Below are 15177 nucleotides of genomic sequence, written 5' to 3'. Positions count from 1 at the left end.
GATCAGCGCCGCGTGGCCAGCAGGCCAATCAGAAAGCCTACCCCGGCAGCGATGCCCACCGATTGCCAAGGGTTGGCCGACACATAGTCTTCGGTGGCGGTGACGGCAGCCTGGCCGCGATCACGCAGGGTGTCTTCGGTCAGCTTGAGGGTTTCCCGGGCGCGCAGCAGGCTGTCGTGGATCTGATCACGCAGCTCATCGGCCTGATCGCCCGCCAGGGACGCAGTGTGTTCGAGCAACCGCTCGGTGTCGGCGACCAGAGTCTGGAAGTCGTTCATCAGGATTTCTTGAGCAGTCTTTGCCTTGATGCTGGCCATGGGTGGATCTCCGTAAGTGACGTCTGAAGCGTTCGAGTATGAGCCTTGCGCGAAGGTTCAGTACAAATGACTGGTACAGCTTTTGCTATGTCGTGGTGCGTCCTGTTGCCGCCGTGCGCTGTTGGCGGGCGGGCGTGCAGCAAAACCTTAACTCAAATAATCCTGGTTCGTGTCAGGACATCAACCTTGTGCGCCAAAGCGGTTCATCGCAGCTTCACTGCGCGGACCGAGCGGTCGCAACTTGGTGCATGAATTGTCCGCGCGAACCGCTTTGGTGCCTTTTTAGCCTTCAGGTCTGCCTCTTTATGGAAAATCTGCAAAGCGCTGTGGATACGCTGGTTCACAGCTCCAACACGTTGTTCATTCTGATCGGTGCGGTGATGGTGCTGGCGATGCACGCCGGTTTCGCCTTCCTTGAAGTCGGCACGGTGCGTCAGAAAAACCAGGTCAATGCACTGTCGAAAATTCTCAGCGACTTTGCCGTTTCGACTCTGGCCTATTTCTTTATAGGCTATTGGATCTCCTACGGGGTGACCTTCATGCAACCGGCGGCGGTGCTGAGTGCCGACCACGGTTATGGGCTGGTGAAGTTTTTCTTCCTGCTGACCTTTGCTGCGGCGATCCCGGCGATCATTTCCGGCGGGATTGCCGAGCGTGCGCGATTCGTTCCGCAGTTGTGTGCGACGGCGCTGATTGTGGCGTTCATCTACCCGTTTTTCGAAGGCATGATCTGGAACGGTAACTACGGTCTGCAGGCCTGGCTGACGGCGCGCTTTGGCGCGGCGTTCCATGATTTCGCCGGATCGGTGGTGGTGCACGCGATGGGCGGCTGGCTGGCGCTGGCAGCGGTGCTGCTGCTCGGTCCGCGCAACGGGCGTTATCGCGATGGGCGCCTGGTGGCGTTCGCGCCGTCGAGCATTCCGTTTCTGGCGCTGGGTTCGTGGATTCTGATTGTCGGCTGGTTCGGCTTCAACGTGATGAGCGCGCAGACCTTGCAAGGCGTCAGCGGTCTGGTGGCGGTCAATTCGCTGATGGCCATGGTCGGTGGCACGGTGGCGGCGTTGATCGTCGGGCGCAATGACCCGGGCTTCCTGCACAACGGCCCGCTGGCCGGGCTGGTGGCGATCTGTGCCGGTTCCGACCTGATGCATCCGGTGGGTGCGCTGGTGACTGGCGCGATTGCCGGTGCGCTGTTCGTTTGGTGCTTTACCGCCGCGCAAGTCAAATGGCGTATCGACGATGTTCTGGGCGTGTGGCCGTTGCATGGTTTGTGCGGGGTGTGGGGCGGGATCGCGTGCGGCATCTTCGGCCAGACTGCGCTCGGCGGTCTGGGAGGTGTCAGCCTGATCAGTCAGTTGATCGGCACTGCGCTCGGTGTGGTTGTCGCGCTGATCGGCGGATTCGCCGTCTACGGTTTGATCAAGGCCTTGCACGGCCTGCGCCTGAGTCAGGAGCAAGAGTATTACGGCGCCGACCTGTCGCTGCACAAGATCGGCGCGGTCAGTCAGGACTAGGCTTCCTTGTCTTCGGCGCCGGGGTAGAAGCCGTGCAGCAGGCGATAGCGGTCGATGCGCACTTGATCAATCTTCTCCTGCACCTGATGCGCCGGCAGCCCGAGCATGATCAAGGCGTGGGAGGCGAGCATCAGGCTCGATTCCAATAGTTCCGGCACCACTTCGGTGGCGCCGGCGGCCTTGAGTTCGGCCCATTGGCTGTCGTCGCGGGTGCGCACCAGAATCGGTATCCGCGCATTGAGCCGGCGCGCTTCCTTGAGGATCTGCAGGCTGACATCGCTCTGATCCACGGCAATCACCAGCAGCCGCGCGCGCAACAATCCGACCGCGGTCAGCAGGTCGCCGCGCGACGAGTCGCCGTAATGCACCTCGCTTTCGCCGGACGCGGCTTCCTGCACGCGCACCGGATCGTTGTCCAGCGCGATATAAGGCTGCTTGGCATTGCGCATAAAACGGCCGATGGATTGGCCGACACGGCCGTAGCCACAGATCACCACGTGCTGATCCAGCCCGGCGTTGAGGGCGCTGATTTCCTCGATTTGCGCCTCCTGATTCGGCTTGCGGTGCAGGCTTGCAGCAATGCGTGGCGCGGCGCGCAACAGCAGTGGCGTCAGCAGCATCGAACAGAAGGTGGCCGCGAGCAGCAGCGCGCCCAACTCGGCAGGCAGCATCTGGTTCTGTTGCATCTGCGCCATCAAGGCGAAGCAGAACTCCCCGCCCTGCGCCAGGGCCAGGCCGCTGCGCCAGGCAGTTTCGTGATCGCTGCCGCGCCACTTCACCAGTAGCGCGACGACAATGCCTTTGATCAGCATCAGGCCGAGGGTCAGGCCGAGAATCAACAAGCTGTGACTGACGAACAGTTGCAGGTCGATCAGCATGCCGATGCTGACGAAAAACACCCCGAGCAGGATGTCGCGAAACGGCCGGATATCGGCCTCGATCTGATGGCGATAGTGGCTCTCGCCGAGCAGCATCCCGGCCAGAAATGCGCCAAGGGCAGGGGACAGGCCCAGCAGGTGCGTCAGCCATGCGGTGAGCAACACAATGACCAGCGCCAGCAGCACGAACAGTTCCGCCGAACGCGACGCGGCCACTTCATGGAACATCCGTGGCAGCAACCAGCGGCTGGCCAGCAACAGACCGAAAAACAGCACCACGGTCTTCACCAGCGTCAGCGGCAACGCCCAGTACCAGGCTTGCGCGCTGCTCCCGGCGAACACCGGCACCAGGGTCAGCAGCAACACCGCGACCACGTCCTGAAACAGCAAGACCCCGACCGCGTTCTGCCCGTGACTGCTGAACACTTCGCCCAGGCTGCTCAACTCCTTGGTGACAATCGCCGTCGACGACAACGACAGCCCGGCGCCAAGCAATAGCGCCGGGACCAGCGGCATACCCAGCAGGATCAGCACCAGCCCGAGCAATCCGGTGCTGAGCAACACTTGCTGGCTGCCGAGGCGAAACACCACTTTGCGCAGCGCGATCATTTTCGACAGGGAAAACTCCAGGCCCAGCGAGAACAGCAGAAACACCACGCCCAACTCGGCCACATCCGGCAGGTGTTCGCTCTCGTTGACCCAGTTGAATGCAGTCGGCCCCACCATCAGGCCCACGCACAGATAGCCCAGCACTGGCGGCAAGCGCAGTCGGCGGAACAGGGCAATCATCACCAGGGATGAGGCGAGGATGATCAACAGGTTGGCAAACACAAGACACTCCGATGTCAGGCTCTGGCTTCTCAAGCGTAGAGGCAAAAAGTCCGGGAGCATCGCCTGATTGGCTTTTTTGCGGGCTGATTTGCGTCAGGGTTTTGCGAGTTCCCGGCTGTGCCTGGGTCTTTGGGCAGCTGTCGCTCGACGGGTTTTCGAGGCAGGCCTAGAATGAACGCTCACTTTTCCGGTTGAGCGATCATGCCTCCTGAATGTCAGTTGTTCGGCACCTTGGGATGCCATTTGTGTGAGGTGGCAGAGGCCGAGTTGATGCCTTTCGTCGAGCACGGTCTGCTGGTCGAACTGGTGGATATTGCTGACGATGAATCCTGGTTCGAGGCTTACAGCCTGCGAATTCCGGTACTGCGCCGAGTTGATACCGGCGCGGAGCTGAGCTGGCCTTTCAGTGCCGATCAGGTGGTGGCCTTCCTGCGCTGAGCCTGTTTCTTCGGTGACGCGGGTGGCTTTCCGCCGGTCGCTACCGTGCATCCTTCCCTTGGCACTTTGCGGTTTATTCGGTTACTGTATGTTCATACAGTAATTGGATGGGCCTGCTGCTTTTGATGGCTTGAGCAGGTGAATCCGGCAGTCAGAGGGACGAACCGTGGTCAATGTCGAACAGTTGAAGAACAGCGTGAACCGGATGTCGGTTGACGTGGTGCGTGAGGCGGTCCTCGAGTTGCGCCTGGACGGGCTGGTCACGGAGGGCAAGACGCCTTTCAACAAACTGCATTTCAACACCTGTTTTGCCGAGATCGAAGCGCTGTTCCAGCGTGCCGGTTATCACAAGCAACTGGATGTGGTCGGTTATCAGGGGTTGTTGTACGCCTTGTATGACCCGGGACGCTGGGAGGCGGTCGATGTGCTGCGCTGGCTCAAGGAGTTCACCGAGGCTGCGGCGCTCAAATCGATTCCGGCCTGAGACGGGCCGGATTCCGCACTAGGTTCGTTGCGCTCAGTGTTGGATAATGCCGTCCTGCATTGAGGGTTCGATTTCCGTATGTCCACACCAACGTTTTCCGCTGCGCAGAATCAGGCCAGCACCCTTTACCTGCCTCCGGGGGCCTGGCTTACCGTACTGGATTGCCTGTGTCAGCATTTCAGTGCGATCAGTCGCGAGCAATGGCTGGACCGGATCGCCCGGGGCCGGGTGCTGGATGGGCAGGGACAGCCGATTGCGCTGGATCTGCCGTACAAGGAAGGGCTGCGTATTCATTACTTCCGTGAAGTGCCGGATGAAAAGCCGATCCCGGTGCATGAGTCGATCCTCTATGCGGACGAGCATCTGGTGGTGGCGGACAAACCGCATTTTCTGCCTGTGACGCCGGCCGGTGAATACGTCGAACAGACGTTGCTGCGTCGTCTGATCCGCCGCCTCGATAATCCGCATCTGGTGCCACTGCACCGCATTGACCGGCACACGGCAGGCTTGGTGATCTTTTCGGCTAACCCACAAACCCGCTCCGCTTATCAGTCGCTGTTCCCTACGCGGCAGATCGATAAACGCTATGAGGCGATTGCCCGTGCGCTGCCGGAGCTGGAATTTCCCCTTGTACACAAAAGCCGTCTGATCGATGGCGAACCGTTCTTCCGCATGCAGGAAGGGCCAGGCGTCGCCAATACTGAAACGGCTGTAGAAGTCCGGGAAAAGAACGGTGATCTGTGGCGCTACGGCCTGTATCCGGTGACTGGCAAGAAGCATCAGCTACGCGTACACATGACCGCGCTGGGGGCGAGTATCTGCAACGATCCGTTCTACCCGGATGTGTTGAAAGACGTTGAGGATGATTACGCCAATCCGCTCAAGCTGCTGGCGCAGGGGTTGCGCTTTATCGACCCGGTGACCGGCGAGGAGCGCGAATTCGAGAGCCAGATCACCTTGCAATGGTGACGCCACTCACTTTGCAGCGCCCATGAAAAAGCCCGCATCAATGCGGGCTTTTCTGTATCCGGTGTCGACGTAAAGATTACAGCTCTTTAACGGTACGAACCTGATCCTTGTTGATGCGGGTCTCTTTGCCGTCCAGTTGCTTGAACTCGTAGAAGCCCGAATCGTCATCGTATTTCGGGGTGTCGACGGCCTGGATTTCGCGACCGTCATTCAAGGTGATCACTGTTGGCGACGAGCAACCAGCGAGGGTAGCCAGGCCCAGTGCGAGCATGAAAGTGGCGAGGGTCCGTTGAGTCATGAGTGTGTCTCCGAATGGGAATACTTTTGGTTACTGAGCTTGAGACGTGTACAAGGCGTGAGAGTTCCTTGAATGCTGTCAGTCTGACACAGTGTTATGTGTATTTAACAGTTCGGGGGTGTTCAGGTTGGCCAGTCGCGGGTCATTGTCCGGGCATTGCAGGGCAGTCGCACCGAGGTTGCGCATGACCCTTCCGGGGCTCCGTTCACCGGCGCTCCAGGCGTTTTCGAACATGGGCAGAAGCGCGACAGGGATCACGCAAAGCAGGGGTTCCCAGTGGTCGTCGTGACGCAACATTAAAGGTTTTTCAGGAAACTGGCTGGCGGTTTCACGCATGTCCCGCAATAGCGCTGCGTCAATTCGCGGAACGTCGCAGGGCAAGACCAGCAAGTGTGACAGACGGGCGGCCCTGAGGCCGGCAAGGATCCCCGCCAGCGGACCGGGGAAATCGCTCTGTTCATCGCTCACCAGTTGATCGGCGTACGCGGCATAACGCTCGCGATTGCGATTGCAGGAGATGATCAGGTCGTCGGTCAGCGGCCGCACCTTGCTGTGCAAGTGCGCAATCAGCGGCTCGCCCTGCCATTCGATCAGCCCCTTGTCCTGGCCGCCCATGCGCTGGCCGCGTCCGCCCGCCAGGAGCAGAATGGAACAAGGGGGCAGTGTACTTTTGGTCATGGCAGTTCTCCGGCAGGGCGGCGAAAAATTCAGGCGCTGTGATATAACACCGAGCTGTTTCTCCTACAACTGGACGAGCCTGATGAAAGCCAAGGCCGATGTACCTTTTGCGCCGCTGAACATTGCGGTGCTGACTGTCAGCGATACCCGAACCCTGGAAACCGACACCTCAGGCCAGGTCTTCGTCGACCGCCTGACGGCTGCCGGTCACCGTCTGGCCGAGCGGGTCTTGCTCAAAGATGATCTCTACAAGATTCGCGCGCAAGTTGCCCACTGGATTGCCGAGGACGTGGTGCAGGTTGTGCTGATTACCGGTGGCACAGGCTTCACCGGACGTGACAGCACGCCGGAGGCAGTCGCTTGCCTGCTCGACAAACAGGTCGACGGTTTTGGTGAGCTGTTCCGGCAGATTTCGGTGGCCGATATCGGCACCTCGACTGTGCAGTCGCGGGCACTGGCCGGTCTGGCCAATGGCACGCTGGTGTGCTGCCTGCCAGGTTCGACCAATGCGGTGCGCACCGGTTGGGACGGGATTCTGGCTGAACAGCTGGATTCGCGGCATCGCCCGTGCAACTTCGTTCCTCACTTGAAACAGGCGGCGCCTTGTGAATCCCGTGGGTAAGCCGGGCAAGACCGGCAGCCTGATGCCTGTCGAGGAAGCGCTGGCCCGTCTGTTGCAAATGGCCGAGGCCACGCCGATTGTCGAGCGCGAGTTTCTGCCATTGGCCGAGGTGCAAGGGCGGGTGCTCGCCGAAGACCTGGTTTCGACCCTGGATCTGCCGCCTTGGCCAAACAGCGCCATGGACGGTTATGCCCTGAATCTGGCCGACTGGACCGGCGAACCGCTGCCGGTCAGCCAGAAAGTCTTTGCCGGGCAGGCGCCTGTACCCTTGAAGCCCGGCACTTGCGCGCGAATCTTCACCGGCGCGCCAGTGCCCGCCGGAGCCGATTGCGTGGAAATGCAGGAGAACGCCGAGGTTCAGGACGACGGCAGCGTGCGTTTCATCGAAACCATGAGCGTCGGCCAGAACATTCGCCCGCAAGGCCAGGAAACCACCGTGGGTGAGTTGATTCTGGCGGCAGGTACGCGACTGGGACCGATCGAACAAGGTCTGGCGGCGTCGCTGGGATGTGCCGGGCTGAATGTGGTACGCAAGGTCCGAGTGGCGGTGCTGTCCACCGGCGATGAGCTGGTCGAGCCGGGCCAGCCGCTGGGGCCGGGGCAGATCTACAACAGTAATCGGGTGGTGTTGTGCAGCTGGCTGCAGCGCCTGGGTTGTGAAGTGATTGATGCCGGTATTCTTCCGGACGATCTGGCGACCACGCGCGCGCGCCTTGGCGACTTGCAGGGTTTCGACCTGATTCTCTCGACCGGAGGCGTGTCGGTCGGTGAAGCGGATTTTCTTGGCATCGCGTTGCGGGAAGAGGGCGAGCTGGCGCTGTGGAAACTGGCCATCAAACCGGGCAAGCCGCTGACATTCGGTCATTTTCGCAAGGTGCCCGTCATCGGTTTGCCGGGTAACCCCGCTTCGACACTGGTGACCTTTGCTCTGCTCACGCGGCCTTACTTGTTGCGGCGTCAGGGTGTACAGGATGTCGAACCTCTGAAGTTTACGGTTCCGGCAGATTTTGTCTGGCCTGTTGCCGGCAATCGTCGCGAATATCTGCGCGGTCGTCTTGAGCAGGGTCGGGCAATTATCTACCGCAATCAAAGCTCCGGCGTGCTGCGCAGCGCGGCCTGGGCGGATGGGCTGGTGGAAGTGCTGGAGGGCCGTACGCTGGTAAAGGGTGATGAGGTTGGATTCATTCCGCTGAGTGACCTGCTCGGCTGACGCGCGGCTGGTAACTGCAGGCTCGACCGATACTGCGTCGATGCCTGCATTTCTCTGTCAATGGCTCATCAGCGTGACCAGCTGGTCGAACCGGCTATTGGCAACCCACCCCAGCAATCCCAACACCACTGCCGTTGCACCTGCCGAATAGGCGAGACGGTGCTTGATGGTCTTTACATCACCACGCACTTCGTCCATATCGCGACGAATGTATTTGAGGTGGGTTTCCAGTTCGGTCACACGCGGTTCCATGTCAACTTCTCCAGCGGTTCTGGCGCTTTTCTTGAAATCGGATTTGTGACTGGCGCGACTTTCATTGAGCGGGGGGACCGAACTGGTGTGAACTCTGGCTTCATGGCTGAGCATCGGAATGTCCATTGGCGGTTGTAAATGTAAGCGCGTCGGCCTTCCCGTCCTTCCAGCTGTTACTAGCTCCGAGGGTGTATCCACTCATTACCTGCACATCCTTGTGTTGTTAAATCGAAAATTGATACCGCCTGCACACGGTGAATCAATGAGCGGGCCCGGTCAATTGAGCCGATTCCTCACATGTTGTAAGAAAAAATACCGTCGTGTAGGACGCGAGAGACCAGTCGCCTGAATTAAATGGAATTAATGCGGCTTTTTTGCGTGCGCCAGTGGTCAAGATGTTTCATACCGATTCAATCGTGGGGAGTAACCGTTATGAGTGAACGCAGGGCGCTGTTGATTCTGCATGGCAAGCAGGCACTCAACGAGGCGGTTCGCGCCGCCGTCGAAGCTAAACGCAAACAAGGCTGGGAGTTGGCGGTACGTCTGACCTGGGAGGCCGGTGACGCTCAGCGCCTGGTGGAAGAGGCACTGGCGGGTGGCTATCGGCAGATCATCGCCGGGGGCGGTGATGGCACCTTGCGCGATATTGCTGAAGCCCTTGCCGCGCATGCGCACAAGGCCAGTCTGGTGCTGTTGCCGCTGGGCACGGCCAACGACTTTTCCCGTGCGGCGGGGATCCCGCTGGAGCCGGCCGAGGCGCTTGAGCTTCTGGATGTACCGCCGCGGGACATTGATCTGGGCGCTGTCGGCGGACAGATTTTCCTCAATATGGCGACCGGCGGTTTCGGTAGCCAGGTCACGGCCAATACGTCTGAAGATTTGAAAAAAGTGCTCGGTGGGGCCGCCTATCTGTTCACCGGTCTGTCGCGCTTCAGTGAGTTGCACGCGGCCTACGGCGAACTGCAGGGGCCGGACTTTCACTGGAGTGGCGAGCTGCTGGCGCTGGGGATCGGCAACGGCCGCCAGGCGGGTGGCGGACATGAGTTGTGTCCGCAGGCACTGGCCGATGATGGCCTGCTGGATATCAGCATTCTGCCGGCTCCGCAGGAGTTGGTGGGGACACTGAAGACCCTGCTAAGCGACGGTTTCGGCCTCGACAATATGTTTGTCCGGGCCCGCCTGCCCTGGGTCGAAATCAAGGTTGCCGAAGGCCTGAGCATCAATCTTGACGGCGAGCCGCTGGAGGGCGACAGCCTGCGCTTCGAGGCGCGCCCGGGAGCCTTGCGGGTGCACTTGCCTGAGCATTCGCCGCTGCTGGGCGCTGATCGGTCGATCAATCGTCCAGGCTGATGATCTGCTCGCGCACTGCGAACAGTACCAGGCCCGCCACATCGTAGATCTGCAGGCGCTTCATGATCTGCGAGCGGTGGGTTTCGACGGTCTTGATGCTCAGGCCCAGGCCGTTGGCGATCTCCCGGGTGGATTTGCCGCGTACGATCAACCGCAGGATTTCCAGCTGACGGGCCGTCAGGTTGTGAGAGTCGGCCACTTCCGGCTGGTTTTTCTGCGTGCGGGTCAGCGCCTGATTGATCACGGTGTGGGCGATCGCCGGGCTCAGGTAGCGCTCGTTGTTGCGCAGGGCTTCGAGGGCATGTTCCAGCTCGGTGGCCGTGGTGTCCTTGAGCAGATAACCATGTGCGCCGGACTCCAGCGCCTGCATGATCAACGCCGGATCGGTGTGCATCGACAGAATCAGCACCTTGCTTTGCGGGCGCACCCGCTTGAGCCGTTGCAGGGCTTCCAGGCCACCGGTTTCCTTCATCGAGATATCCAGCAGCACGATGTCGGGCGCCAGTTGCTCGACCATTTCGAGCAACTGCGAGCCATCGCTGGCTTCGCCAACGACCGCGTAACCGGGAATGTCGAGCACCAGAGCGCGCACGCCGGCCCTGATCAGCGAGTGGTCATCCACCAGAAGTAAGTTACAAGTCAACGCATAACCTTATTCGTACTGGCCCGTTCGAGTGCACGGGGCGCCCAGGGGAACAGTGCTTCGATTTGAGTGCCTTTGCCCGGCTCGCTGATGACGTTCAGCGTGCCGCCCAACTGTTCGATCCTTTCGGCCATCCCGGCCATCCCGCGTTGTCCTTCGCGACCCGGATCCGCGGCAGGCGCAAAGCCTTGGCCATCGTCGCTGATCAGCAGCGTCAGACCTTTTGGCAGGCGTTGCACGCGGATCAGCAGGTTGCTGGCCTGTGCGTGGCGCAGAATGTTGGTGACCGCTTCCTGAGCAATGCGAAAGGCGGCGACCGCCATTTCTTCCGGAATACCGTTGAGCCGCTGCTGGCAATCGAGGCTCCAGTGCACCGACGTGTTCGCCAGGGTCTTGAGCAGGTGCGCTCGCAGGCTGGCCTCCAGCCCGAGACTGGTCAGTTGGCGCGGATTGAGAATGGCGGAAACGTCGCGCACCTTGTTGAGGGTTTCTTCAAGGGTGTCGCAGAGTGTCGAGCATTGCGCTTGCAAGTCGGGTGGCAGGCGTTTTTTCAGCCATTCGCTTTGCAGCCTGGCCGCTGTCAGTAACTGCCCGATGTCGTCGTGCAGTTCCCGGCTGAGACGGTGGCGTTCGTTTTCCTGGACTTCCAGCAAACGGTCGGCGAGTTCCTGAGGCTGGAACTTGATCGATTTGCGCGACAGTCGATATTGCACCCAGACGCAAGCGGTGGCAGCGATATTCAGCAGCAACAACCCCAGTGAGAGTGGTGCCGAAAAACCATAGGTCAGCAGGCAGCCGACGGTGGCGGTGACACACAATACGAGTGTGAACCGGCGTGCATTTTCCCGGGACGGTGGCCATGTGGTGATTGACTTGAGGCTGGCGTACATAACGGATGGAGCCAATGGATGTTCGCTGCGGGTAGACCGGCCGGTGGCGGGCCGATCTCTGTCTGAAAATGCTGTCAATTATGTTGTTGGTTTTAACCAGGTTCAGTGAACGATGTTTGACCGCCAACTTCGGTGGGTGACTGTCAGTGAATCACTGTGCCATTAATTGAGAGCAACTAATGGTCGGCATAATACCACTTAAGATACCGTTGGTCGCGTTTGCCATATATGTCCAATGAGTCAGGAAAGACGCCATGTTGGACGTGGGTTCCATAATGGAAAAAAGGCGCTTTATTGTGTTCGACAGATATCGATGTTACTCGAAGTTGATCATTACTCGGACACAGGTAAACCCTGAGGCCGCGGGAAAATTTCCGCTGGTGTCAGGTGTGATTATTTAATTCGAATTGTCGCTGGCAGGTATGAACTATTCATTTGCGACATTCTGCGCTTCGGATCAATGACCTTGACGTGTTCAGGGCCAGCCCTGAATCAGGCCTGACGTTCCGAATAAGACATGAGTGGTAGCGTTCGAGTCGCCAGTGGCGGCCGAAATTCGCTCTGACCGACCTGAAATGCGAAGGCTTCGATCAGGGAGGTCTGTTCGCTGGTGTCCAGGCTCAACTGGCCGGTGTTGTGATCGACCAGCTCGATCTGCCAGGCCATCAGGGTGAAGCAGTCTTTGAGCGCATCCAGGGCCTGTGCATGCAGATCGACAGGATCCGGCGCGTGGTCGAGCAGGCTGTGAATATGCAGGGAGAATTCGGAGATCGCCTCCAGTGCCAACGCTTCAGCCCGGCTCGCAAGTTTGAGCAGAGTGCTGCACATGCAGTCGATGGCGTCCTTGTCATTGCTGATCAGTTGCAGGTGGCTCAGGCATTCTTCGGACTTGGCCAGGAGCGTTTCAGCTTCGACGAGAAATTCGGGAAAGCGTTGTGCCCAGTCTTTACGGTCGATTGGCATGCTTATCTCCACAGCGTCATGTCTGATGAGGGAATGCCGTGTGTGTCGACGATCATGCACCGTCGGGAGATCGCGCCCCGCCGTGCAAGTGCACTGGCTGAGGTTTTCCAGAGGGTGGGGTTCCACTGACCTGCGATCGCACACAATAGCCTGACTCCGTTCATGCAATGAGAATGGCGTCACATTAATGGCTATTGGATATTGCGAACATCAGGTTGGGCCTGATTGTTACTAGGGGATTCCCTTACGCGCGGGAACCTGTGGCGCAAACGGTGGTCGCGCCAGGAGAGAATGTAGCAGATGAAAACACCGGGCCAGTAAACCATGATGTTAATGTGACATCAATGCCCGTATGTGGCATTTTGATGGTGAATTTTTTGGGGATCAAGAATCGCCATAAACAGCCGATAACCCCTCAATAGTGAATTCATCAGAACAAGCCCAGGAGTCATTGATGGCCGGCATTCTCGACACGGTAGACCAACGCACGCAACTGGTGGGTGAGAATCGCCTGGAAATTCTCATGTTTCGCCTGGCCGGACGCCAGTTGTTCGCGATCAACGTGTTCAAGGTTCAGGAAGTTCTGCAGTTGCCGAAGCTGACACTGATGCCGCAGCGTCACCCGTTTGTCTGCGGCGTGGTCAACCTGCGTGGGCAGACGCTGCCGGTGATCGACCTGTCCCAGGCGATCGGCATGCGTCCGCTGGTGCCGGGCCCGAACAGCACCATCATCGTCACCGAGTACAACCGTTCGGTACAGGCTTTCCTCGTCGGTGGCGTGGATCGCATCGTCAACATGAACTGGGAAGCCATCCTGCCGCCGCCGACCAGCGCCGGACGCCAGCATTACCTGACCGCGATCAGCAAGGTCGACGATCAGCTGGTGGAAATCATCGACGTCGAGAAAGTCCTTGCCGAAATCGTCCCGTACAACGCCAAGGTTTCGCGCGACAAGCTCGACGATCCGGTACTGGAGCGTGCCCGTGGCCGCGAAGTGCTGCTGGTGGACGACTCCAACGTAGCGCTTTCGCAACTGCGCGACACCCTCGGCCAGCTCGGCGTGAAAATGCACATCGCCAGCGATGGTCTGAAAGCGCTGAACATGCTCAAGGCCTGGGCCGATACCGGCGTGAACATGACCGACAAGCTGCTGATGGTGTTCACCGACGCGGAAATGCCAGAGATGGACGGTTATCGCCTGACCACCGAGATCCGCAACGATCCACGCCTGCGTGGCCTGTACGTGGTGCTGCACACTTCGCTGTCCGGCAGCTTCAACGATTCGATGGTGAAGAAAGTCGGCTGCGACAATTTCCTCTCCAAGTTCCAGCCGGACAAACTGGTCGACGTGGTGCGTCAGCGTCTGATGCTCGATGAAGTGCCTGCCTGACCACAAAACCACACCGCCCCTGTAGGAGCTGTCGAGTGAAACGAGGCTGCGATCTTTTGATCCTTAAAGTCAACGTCAAAAGATCGCAGCGTGCCGCAGCTCCTACCTTGTCGTGCAGTGCTCGAACTCAGGCTTTGATTCGCAGATAAAGCTCGTATAGGGTGGCATTTTTGCCCATCAGGAAGCTGGACATGTTGCGTCTGAGCGCGCTCTATCGTTACCCGTTGAAATCCGGCAAGCCCGAGATTCTGCAATCGATTGGCCTGGACAAACTCGGCCTTGAAGGTGACCGACGCTGGATGCTCGTGGACGAGGCCAGCGGCCGCTTCCTGACGCAAAGGGCCGAGGCGAAAATGAGTCAGCTGTCGGCGCTGTGGAATGCACAGGGCGGGCTGACCCTCAGTGCGCCGCAGCATGCCACGCTGGATATTCCTTTGCCGGAGGACGATGCCGAGTTGCGCGGCGTGACCATCTGGCGTGACACCCTGCGCGTACCGGATGCCGGGGATGACGCGGCCCGCTGGGTCAGCGATTTCATCGGCAAGCCGACCCGTCTGGTGCAGGTGCCACTTGATCGAGCGCGCATGACGCAGGCCGGTTACGGCCGCGAGGATGACCAGGTGGCATTCGCCGACGGTTTCCCGTTGCTGCTGATCGGCGAGGCATCGCTGCAGGATCTGGTGCAAAAGGTCGGACGACCGTTGGAGATGTTGCGCTTTCGACCGAATTTGGTGATCGAAGGCAGTACGGCGTTTGCCGAAGATGGCTGGAAGCGCATTCGCATCGGCGATGTCGAGTTTCGGGTGGTCAAACCGTGCTCGCGCTGCATCCTGACCACCATTGATCCACAAACCGGCGAGCGCAGTGCTGATCGCGAGCCACTGGCGACCTTGCAGAAATACCGCGCCCAGGCCGATGGCGCGATGTTCGGCCAGAACCTGGTCAACGACAGCAATGGTCGTCTGGAAGTCGGTATGCCGGTGGAAATCCTCGAGTAACCGAGGCCGGAAATGAAAAATGCCCGTGTCCATGGACACGGGCATTTTTTTTGCCGGGAAAAGCCGTGGGCTTAGCCGCGGTATTCGCACAGGTAAGCGGTATCAACGGCGACTTTCAGCTGGAACTTGCTGTTGGCCGGAACGTTGAACTGGCTGCCGGCGGCGAAAGTTTCCCAGTCGCTGCTGTCCGGCAATTTGACGGTCAGCGCGCCGGAAACCACGTGCATGATCTCGCGCTGAGCGGTGCCGAATTCGTATTCGCCCGGGGCCATGACGCCGATGGTCGCCGGACCTTCAGCGGTGCCAAAAGCGATCGACTTGACGGTGCCGTCGAAGTACTCGTTGACTTTGAACATGGGCGATTCCTCTCGAAAAGGGCAAAAAAAGGGTTAAAAAAGGCTGGCCAGTATGCACAACGCTCCGGGCGCCGTCACCTGCCCGGAGCGTGTCCG

18 protein-coding genes are annotated in these 15177 nt (G+C 59.5%); 9 read left to right on the top strand and 9 right to left on the bottom strand.

Going from position 1 to position 15177, the window contains the following annotated elements:
* Window positions 1-2 precede the first annotated feature (2 nt).
* Window positions 3-317: a DUF883 family protein gene (locus PMI25_RS25370; protein ID WP_003226733.1), complete on the bottom strand. Its 315-nt coding sequence runs from the start codon at window positions 315-317 to the stop codon at window positions 3-5.
* 305 nt (window positions 318-622) lie between these two features.
* On the opposite strand from PMI25_RS25370, the gene PMI25_RS25365 reads away from it, so the two are divergent.
* Window positions 623-1831: an ammonium transporter gene (locus PMI25_RS25365; RefSeq protein WP_007969087.1), complete on the top strand. Its 1209-nt coding sequence runs from the start codon at window positions 623-625 to the stop codon at window positions 1829-1831.
* Here the strand turns inward: PMI25_RS25365 and PMI25_RS25360 are convergent.
* Window positions 1828-3540: a cation:proton antiporter gene (locus tag PMI25_RS25360; RefSeq protein ID WP_007969086.1), complete on the bottom strand. Its 1713-nt coding sequence runs from the start codon at window positions 3538-3540 to the stop codon at window positions 1828-1830. The two genes, PMI25_RS25365 and PMI25_RS25360, sit on opposite strands and share 4 nt — an antisense overlap.
* Window positions 3541-3741: 201 nt before the next feature.
* Between PMI25_RS25360 and PMI25_RS25355 the strand changes: the two genes are divergently transcribed.
* The 3 genes from PMI25_RS25355 to PMI25_RS25345 all read left to right on the top strand — a co-directional run bounded on the left by PMI25_RS25355 (window position 3742) and on the right by PMI25_RS25345 (window position 5431).
* On the top strand, window positions 3742-3978 hold the full coding sequence (locus PMI25_RS25355) for a glutaredoxin family protein (RefSeq protein ID WP_007969085.1): 237 nt from the start codon (window positions 3742-3744) through the stop codon (window positions 3976-3978).
* A gap of 166 nt (window positions 3979-4144) precedes the next feature.
* Complete coding sequence (locus PMI25_RS25350) at window positions 4145-4462, top strand: transcriptional regulator (protein WP_003226726.1); 318 nt, start codon at window positions 4145-4147, stop codon at window positions 4460-4462.
* Window positions 4463-4540: 78 nt separating this feature from the next.
* Entirely contained in the window at window positions 4541-5431 is an 891-nt protein-coding gene (locus PMI25_RS25345) for a pseudouridine synthase (protein WP_007969083.1), read from the top strand.
* A 76-nt stretch (window positions 5432-5507) separates the two neighbouring features.
* Here PMI25_RS25345 and PMI25_RS25340 read toward each other — a convergent pair whose 3' ends face one another.
* Both PMI25_RS25340 and mobA read right to left on the bottom strand, forming a co-directional pair.
* Window positions 5508-5729, bottom strand: coding sequence for a YgdI/YgdR family lipoprotein (locus PMI25_RS25340; RefSeq protein ID WP_007908660.1), 222 nt, complete (start codon window positions 5727-5729; stop codon window positions 5508-5510).
* Window positions 5730-5807: 78 nt separating this feature from the next.
* On the bottom strand, window positions 5808-6407 hold the full coding sequence (gene mobA, locus PMI25_RS25335; protein ID WP_007969082.1) for a molybdenum cofactor guanylyltransferase MobA: 600 nt from the start codon (window positions 6405-6407) through the stop codon (window positions 5808-5810).
* 82 nt (window positions 6408-6489) lie between these two features.
* Here mobA and moaB point away from each other — a divergent pair, with 82 nt between their 5' ends.
* Window positions 6490-7029, top strand: coding sequence for a molybdenum cofactor biosynthesis protein B (gene moaB / locus PMI25_RS25330; protein WP_003226719.1), 540 nt, complete (start codon window positions 6490-6492; stop codon window positions 7027-7029).
* A complete protein-coding gene (locus tag PMI25_RS25325; RefSeq protein WP_007969081.1) occupies window positions 7013-8239 on the top strand; it encodes a molybdopterin molybdotransferase MoeA in 1227 nt (408 codons plus the stop codon). Before moaB ends, PMI25_RS25325 begins: the two co-directional genes overlap by 17 nt.
* 57 nt (window positions 8240-8296) lie before the next feature.
* Here the strand turns inward: PMI25_RS25325 and PMI25_RS29525 are convergent, their stop codons facing one another.
* Window positions 8297-8605 (bottom strand): hypothetical protein, encoded by a 309-nt coding sequence (locus PMI25_RS29525; RefSeq protein ID WP_177325744.1) that lies wholly within the window; start codon window positions 8603-8605, stop codon window positions 8297-8299.
* A 318-nt stretch (window positions 8606-8923) separates the two neighbouring features.
* Between PMI25_RS29525 and yegS the strand changes: the two genes are divergently transcribed.
* Window positions 8924-9841, top strand: coding sequence for a lipid kinase YegS (gene yegS / locus PMI25_RS25315; RefSeq protein WP_007969080.1), 918 nt, complete (start codon window positions 8924-8926; stop codon window positions 9839-9841).
* Here yegS and PMI25_RS25310 read toward each other — a convergent pair.
* The 3 genes from PMI25_RS25310 to PMI25_RS25300 all read right to left on the bottom strand — a co-directional run bounded on the left by PMI25_RS25310 (window position 9825) and on the right by PMI25_RS25300 (window position 12337).
* The gene (locus PMI25_RS25310; RefSeq protein ID WP_007969079.1) at window positions 9825-10484 is read right to left on the bottom strand and encodes a response regulator; all 660 of its coding nucleotides are present in this window, start codon (window positions 10482-10484) and stop codon (window positions 9825-9827) included. The two genes, yegS and PMI25_RS25310, sit on opposite strands and share 17 nt — an antisense overlap.
* Window positions 10481-11374: a sensor histidine kinase gene (locus PMI25_RS25305; RefSeq protein ID WP_007969078.1), complete on the bottom strand. Its 894-nt coding sequence runs from the start codon at window positions 11372-11374 to the stop codon at window positions 10481-10483. The genes PMI25_RS25310 and PMI25_RS25305 overlap by 4 nt, the downstream gene beginning before the upstream one ends.
* A gap of 492 nt (window positions 11375-11866) precedes the next feature.
* Window positions 11867-12337: a hypothetical protein gene (locus tag PMI25_RS25300; RefSeq protein ID WP_007969075.1), complete on the bottom strand. Its 471-nt coding sequence runs from the start codon at window positions 12335-12337 to the stop codon at window positions 11867-11869.
* Between the two features lie 454 nt (window positions 12338-12791).
* Between PMI25_RS25300 and PMI25_RS25295 the strand changes: the two genes are divergently transcribed.
* The gene (locus PMI25_RS25295) at window positions 12792-13727 is read left to right on the top strand and encodes a chemotaxis protein CheV (RefSeq protein ID WP_003226705.1); all 936 of its coding nucleotides are present in this window, start codon (window positions 12792-12794) and stop codon (window positions 13725-13727) included.
* A 191-nt stretch (window positions 13728-13918) separates the two neighbouring features.
* A complete protein-coding gene (locus tag PMI25_RS25290; protein ID WP_007969074.1) occupies window positions 13919-14725 on the top strand; it encodes an MOSC domain-containing protein in 807 nt (268 codons plus the stop codon).
* 71 nt (window positions 14726-14796) lie between these two features.
* On the opposite strand, the gene ppnP is transcribed toward PMI25_RS25290, so the two are convergent.
* A complete protein-coding gene (gene ppnP, locus PMI25_RS25285) occupies window positions 14797-15081 on the bottom strand; it encodes a pyrimidine/purine nucleoside phosphorylase (protein WP_003226701.1) in 285 nt (94 codons plus the stop codon).
* Window positions 15082-15177 lie beyond the last annotated feature (96 nt).

The organism is Pseudomonas sp. GM30 (genome assembly GCF_000282275.2).
In the GTDB taxonomy this organism is placed as follows: domain Bacteria; phylum Pseudomonadota; class Gammaproteobacteria; order Pseudomonadales; family Pseudomonadaceae; genus Aquipseudomonas.
This window is presented reverse-complemented; position numbering and strand designations above follow the sequence as displayed.